Source organism: Rodentibacter genomosp. 1, from assembly GCF_001999285.1.
GTDB lineage: Bacteria > Pseudomonadota > Gammaproteobacteria > Enterobacterales > Pasteurellaceae > Rodentibacter.
Genome location: NZ_MLHN01000028.1, coordinates 1 through 6,894 on the forward strand (window position 1 = coordinate 1; position 6,894 = coordinate 6,894).

The 6,894-nt window shown below is 44.3% G+C and carries 5 protein-coding genes and 1 pseudogene; all 6 read left to right on the forward strand.

Going from position 1 to position 6,894, the window contains the following annotated elements:
- Positions 1-535 (forward strand): annotated as a pseudogene (locus BKK54_RS10915) (tape measure protein); the annotation flags it as partial.
- 153 nt (positions 536-688) lie between these two features.
- Entirely contained in the window at positions 689-814 is a 126-nt protein-coding gene (locus BKK54_RS12185; RefSeq protein WP_256856248.1) for a hypothetical protein, read from the forward strand.
- A 3-nt stretch (positions 815-817) separates the two neighbouring features.
- Entirely contained in the window at positions 818-1,531 is a 714-nt protein-coding gene (locus BKK54_RS10920) for a phage minor tail protein L (protein WP_077543098.1), read from the forward strand.
- Between the two features lie 2 nt (positions 1,532-1,533).
- The gene (locus BKK54_RS10925; protein WP_077543099.1) at positions 1,534-2,283 is read left to right on the forward strand and encodes a C40 family peptidase; all 750 of its coding nucleotides are present in this window, start codon (positions 1,534-1,536) and stop codon (positions 2,281-2,283) included.
- On the forward strand, positions 2,226-2,795 hold the full coding sequence (locus BKK54_RS10930; protein ID WP_077543100.1) for a tail assembly protein: 570 nt from the start codon (positions 2,226-2,228) through the stop codon (positions 2,793-2,795). Before BKK54_RS10925 ends, BKK54_RS10930 begins: the two co-directional genes overlap by 58 nt.
- A 6-nt stretch (positions 2,796-2,801) precedes the next feature.
- The coding region (locus BKK54_RS10935) for a host specificity protein J (protein WP_077543101.1) at positions 2,802-6,894 on the forward strand (4,093 nt) is incomplete at its 3' end.

A 6,894-nucleotide genomic window follows, 5' to 3' on the forward strand; every position in this document is an offset into this window, starting at 1 on the left:
AATGATCATCAAAATGATGATATTCAATGCCATTAAATCAGCCGGAAAAGCAATGGGTTTTGATATGTCGTTTCTTGGAGGAGCAAGTAGCGGAGGTTATGCCGATGGCTCTTGGTTGTTCTATCGAGATGGTCTGGTCGGTTTCGAGCAAGGCGGTTTTACCGGCTTAGGCGGAAAATATCAACCGGCTGGTATTGTACATCGTGGTGAATATGTTATCACCAAAGAAGCAACAAGCCGATTGGGTATTGAATACCTTGATTACCTCAATTATCAATCCCGTTCAAAACCTCGTGGTTTTGCTAATGGTGGCGGTGTTGGTGTGCCAACGGTACATCAAACTAATGGACAGACTAATATCAAAGTAAATGTGATTAATAATGGTGAGGCGGCACAAGCCAAAGTAGAAAGCAAACAGACTGATAACGGTTTAGAAATTACCGTTGAACTGCTCAAAACAATGACGGATATTGCCGAAAGAGCTGCGAATAACGCCATCACCACAAATTTCAGACCGGGTGGTGCCTTTGCTTAATATGCAAAATTGACCTTTAATTTGACCGCAGTTTTGTGTTTTAAGTCAAAAAAACAAACCCCGATAGGCGGCAACCTGTCGGGGTTTCTTATTTCCAACTTTCCATACAAAGAGGAAACAAACTGAATGAATTTTAATATAGAGGTGGCGAAAATGCTAGAAGTTATTTCAAAAGACCCGATTGCCCGCCGTTTTGCTTATGTTGTTGTGACGTTAAGTTTTATTTTCGGAATGGTTTGGGTGTTGCCTAATTTAATTAATGCAATTCGTTGGTGGTAAATTATGCCAAATCTTATTTCCAACCAATTTAAACTCGATCTTGCCAAACTTGAGCAAAACGCCCTGATCGAACTCTTTGAGGTAGATCTACGCGGATTAAAAGATTCAGATGGGATGAATGGTGAGCTGTATCGGTTTTATGCCGGTAGAAATGAACACTCACAGCCGATAGTGTGGCAGGGGAATACTTACGCTCCTTTTGGCGTGAAAGCCGAAGGCTTTGAAATGTCGGGACAAGGACCGAGTAATCGCCCAACGCTTACCCTTGCCAATATTAACGGATTTTTGACCGCACTTTGTAATCGGTTCGATCAATGTTTGGGGGCTATTGTACGCCGACGTTTAGTGTATATGCATTATCTTGATGCGGTAAACTTTACGGACGGCAACAAACAAGCCGACCCCACACAAGAGGCATTAAGCTATTTTGTGATTGAGCAATTATCCTCACTCAAGCGTGATGTAGCACAATTTACCCTTGCTTTGCCCAGTGAAACGGATAATGCATTAATTGGCGCGCGTATGATTACTGCAACCTGCGGTTGGCTTTATCGAGGTGTGGAATGTGGTTATACGGGACGTGCAGTCGCAGACGAGAAAGACAAACCCACTTTAGATTTAAAAAAGGACAAATGCAGTGGGTTATTGAGCGGTTGCAAATTACGAAATAACACCCGCAACTACGGTGGGTTTGTAAGCGTGAATAAGTTGGGGTAAAAATGGGCGATAAATTACATCATCAAATCATTGCTTATGCCAAATCAACCGAACCGCATGAATGTTGCGGTTTTGTTGTTTTAAAACGAGGTGAAAATCAACCGCACTTTTTGCCTTGTGAAAATATGGCGGAAGACAAAGAGAACCACTTTGAAATTTCATCGGATGATTATCTCAAGGCGGAATCAATGGGGGAAATATTGGCATTGGTACATTCTCACCCAAACGGCAAGCCTGAACTATCGCAAGCCGATTTACAAACGCAGCTTTATAGCCAACTGGATTTTTGGCTTGTGTGTGACGGTCAAATTCACCTTTTCCCAAAAATCCCATTATTAATCGGGCGTGAATTTGAACACGGCAAAATGGATTGTTACACGCTCTATCGTGATTTTTATCGCCTTGCCGGTTATGAAATGACTGAGTATGAACGTGATGATTACTGGTGGGAAGATGGCTTTAATCTTTACCTCGACAATATCGAAAAGGAAGGATTTGAGCGGGTTAAAGACCAACACGCATTACAAATCGGTGATGTCATTTTAATTCAGGTGGGGGCGGATGTGCCGAATCATGCCGCGATTTATATTGGTGATCAAATGGTCTTGCACCACGCACCAAAACGCTTATCAAAACGTGATCTTTATGATGGTTATTGGCTCAAGCACACGCACAGTATTTGGAGGTTTAAAGAATGGTCAAGGTTAGATTTTACGGTGCCCTTAAACAGTTTGGCAATGAGTTTAATTTAGAAGTAAACAATACGGCAGAAATTGTCCGGGCGTTAACCAGTCAGATCCCGAATTTACGCCAATTTTTACAGCAAGGTTTATTTAAAGTCCGCATAGGCAAAGATTATCTTGATAGCCGTTATTTAGAAAAGGGAATGTTCTATCAGTTAAAAGAGGGAATGTTAGTCTGTTTTACACCGGTGTTAAAAGGCTCGAAAAAAGCGGGATTATTTCAAACTATCGTTGGCGCAGTAATGGTTGTTGTTGGTTACGCTATGTCTTGGACTGGCGTGGGGGCGGTCGTTGGTAATCTTGGTGTTGGGCTTTTGCTTGGTGGCGTGTCTCAAATGCTCACTAAAATGCCTTCAATGCCGGGACAAGGAAATGAAAAAGAAAAGAAAAACTCAACGACATTTTCTAACCTCTCGAATATGGTGGCTCAAGGTAAACCAATGCCACTCGCTTATGGGCGAATCAGAACGGGGTCATTGATTATTTCACAAGGTGTGGAAACACAAGATACGAATATTTAGGAGTGAATGATGGGTGGAAGTGGCGGCGGTGGCGGACGTACACCGGTTGAAGCAAAAGAAAGCGGTCGTAGTAAACAGCTTGTCAAAATTGTTGAAATTATTTCCGAAGGGGAAATTGCAGGTTTAGCGAGGGGAATGAGATCCGTTTATCTTGATAATACCCCAATCAAAAATCGGGACGATTCTTACAATTTTCGTAATGTTCAGATTGAAGGCAGGAGGGGATCGCAAGTTCAGGAGATTATTCCCGGTTTTAATACCTCAGAGAAAGAAATCAATGTCGGCACACAGGTGCGAAAAACAACGCCGATCACCCGTACAGTGACGGATAGCAAAGTTTCCCGTCTGCGTTTAACCCTTGGCGTGCAATCGCTGTTTCAACAAAACGATCAGGGCGATACGAACGGCGCAAGTGTCAGTTTAACGGTTTATATCGGCAATCAAAGCTACCCGATAACGATGAGCGGCAAATACAGTTCACAGTATTTACAACAGCATACTTTTTCTAATTTGCCTGCCGTACCCTTTACCGTGCGAGTTGTGCGCAATACCGCAGACAGTAAATCACAGCGATTGCAAAATAACACGGTATGGGCGAGTTATACGGAAATTATCGATACGGAATTTACTTATCCAAACACGGCATTAATTGGCGTGAAATTTGATTCGGAATATTTCTCCAATATTCCCAACCGCACTTATGATGTGAAAGGCATTAAAGTCAAAGTGCCGTCAAATTACAACCCGATAACCCGACAATATCGCGGTATGTGGGACGGCACATTTAAATTGGCATGGTCAGATAATCCGGCTTGGGTGCTTTATGACATCGTCACCAACAAACGTTATGGCTTGGGACAACGTCTAGGGGAGTTTGGGGCGGACAAATGGGCGTTGTATCAAGTGGCGCAATATTGCGATCAGCTGGTTCCCGATGGGTTTGGCGGTAAAGAGCCTCGTTTTACCTGTAATGCGTGGCTCACCGACCAGCGGGCGGCTTATGATGTCATCAATGATATTTGTTCGATTTTCCGCGCAATGCCGGTATGGAATGGGCGAGAACTCACAGTCGTCATGGATCGTCCGTCCGATCCGGTGTGGACTTACACCAATGCGAATGTTGAAAACGGTGAGTTTACTTACACCTTTTCAGCCAAAAAAGCCCGTCATAATGCGATCCAAGTGGAATATGCGGATAAAGACAATGCTTATGAAAAAACCATTGAATATGTTTCCGATGATGAGGCAATCCGAAAAAATGGTTTAAACGTGAAGAAAATCACCGCATTTGGTTGTACGTCCCGTGGCCAAGCACACCGTACCGGCTTATGGTTATTACAGACTGAAAAACTGGAAACCAAAACCGTGACGTTTACGGTAGGGGCGGAAGGCTTAATGCACGTGCCGGGCGATATTATCAAGGTGGCAGATATTGATTATGCCGGCACCAATATCGGTGGGCGGGTATTAAAAATTGTCGGAAAGAAAGTTACCCTCGATCGTGAAATCGATATCACGGCAAATAGTTATTTTACCTACATCAATGCACAGGCAAAACATCAAGATATTAAAATTTTGTCAGTAAATGGGGCGGAAGTCACCCTCGAGACTGAACCGACAGGCTTGACGGAATATGGTGTTTGGTCACTCACCACGCAACGAATTAACACACAATTATTTCGTGCCTTAAGTGTGAAAGAGCAAGACAAAGGTAAATACACCATTGTTGCCTTGCAACACGAACCGCAGAAAGAAGCCATCGTTGATAACGGGGCGGTTTTTGAACCGAAAGCGACCAGTATCCTTGTCGTGCCGAAAGTAAATGATATTCAAATCATCACCAATCCTGACGGCAGTATTGGCATTAATGCCGATGTGAGTGGCGGAAACGGCTTGGTGAAATATGATATTTTAATCTATAAGGGAGATAATCTTTTTGATGTTCGACTTGGATTAAAATCACCGGAACTGGATTTAAGCAATCTTGCTAACGGTGAATATCTTGTCGTGATTCGTGCAAGAAACGAAAAAGGTCAGTTACTCAACGAACGCACACAGCGTTTTACCATCGACCGCCCACCTGCACCAACGGGCGTTAGGGCGACAGGTGGTTTAGGTAATATCACCCTTGAATGGGATTGGGTTAACGAAGCCACCGCTACTGAGATTTTTGCCTCCGAAACGGACGATATTAAAACCGCCAAACGTATCGCCAAAGTCACCGCTCGAATGTTTACCCACGAAGTGGGGGCAAAACAAGTACGTTACTACTGGCTACGTCATACTCGTGGAATGAATGTCGGGTCGTTTCATCAACAATCGGGCTTACGGGCGGAAAGTGCGGTCGATATTGACGAAGAATTGAACCTGCTCAATGAAAAGCTCTCAAAAAATATCATTGATGAAGTCTTTGACACTGCCGCTCCGGCACGCAATCTTGAACTGATTAAGACGGTAGAAGGATTGGATGTCAATACCTTTACCGGCTATAACCAAGTTCATAATACGCTTGATGGCAAGTTATATACTTGGAACGGGCGAATTTATACCCACAAAGTCAGCACAAGTGATTTAGAGGGGAAGATTGAAACGAGCCAACTTGATGCGACGCTTATTGAGCAACTGGCCTCGACACAAGATACCGCTAATTCGGCCAATCTTGGTGTGAGACAACTGCAAGGTAATCTCACTCAAGAGGTGAATCGTCTCACTCAATCTATTCGAACCGAAAGCACGAATCTGACGAAGAAAGTGCAAGATGAGGCGAAAGCCCGTGGAACTGCAATCACCCGCTTAGAAAATACGGATAGACAGCAGGCTGAACACCTCGTCACACTGACGACAAAAACCAATCAAGCTCTCACAGGGTTAACGGAAGAGCGCAATGCCCGTATTGCAGGTGATAATGCTCAAGCAACAGAAAGAACCGCTCTGACCGCAAGGGTGACGGCCGCAGAAAGCGGTATCAGCCAATTGCAGCGTAGTGTGTCGAATCAAACGACAGCATTGAGTGAGATGAACCGGAATCTTAATGCGAAGATTGATGGGATAAATGTCGGAGGGCGTAATTATCTGTTGGATAGCACATTTAAAGCAAGAAAATGGCATCATTCTCAAGGCTCAGGCACTAAAGCTATCTTTAGTATTGAAGAGGGGGTTCTCACTATCACTTCAGAGAACAGTACTTGGAAGCAGTATCAAATCAGTGATTACAATTATGAAGGTGGTTTGAGCAATATTCCTGATGGTGCAACCGTCACATTCTCATTTGAGGTGATGACACCGGATGATAACGCGAATGGTAATATTAAGTACTGGGCAAATTTAAGGGCAGATAGGCTGAATCTCTCTCAAGGTGGTGCGACAAATCCTATTGTGATAGGGCAAACGCCTGCACCTAACCAATGGACTAGAGTGAGGGTAACCGGTGTTGCAACACAACCAACTCATTTTAAAGGTTGGCGATTTATCCTTGCCACCTCGACGGCCGGCACGGTGAAGTTCCGCAAACCCAAACTCGAACTTGGCAACATTGCGACCGACTGGACACCGGCACCGGAGGATATTGAGGGGAATATTGACAATATTTCGGCAAATATCACGGCGTATCAAGCAGCACAAGCGGCTAAGGATAAAACCACGGCTGACAACGTCACCGCATTAACGACCAGAATGCAGGGCGCTGAGGGGAAAATTACCGAGGCCGAGCAGTCAATTAGCCGGCTCAATCGATCGACAGCGACGAAGATTAGCCAATTAGAAGCAAGCTTAAACAATGCGAAAAGCGATTTAGCGGCGAAAATCACTGCAGAACAAATGGCTCGCACCCAAGGTGATAACGCCACCGCATCAAGTCTTGCTACATTAACGGGTCGTATAGGGAATGCAGAAAGTCATATTACCGACATTCAATCCACAAAAGCCGGTAAAACGGAAGTCGCGGCTTTAGCGCAAACAGGCTTGCAATCCATTTGGCGGGCGGATGCTAAAGCGGAAGCGGATAAAATTCAGGTCGGAGGAAGAAATCTCCTGTTTGACAGTATTTATCGCTCTGCAACCAAATGGGATAGACGTACAAGATTGATACAACGGGAAGATG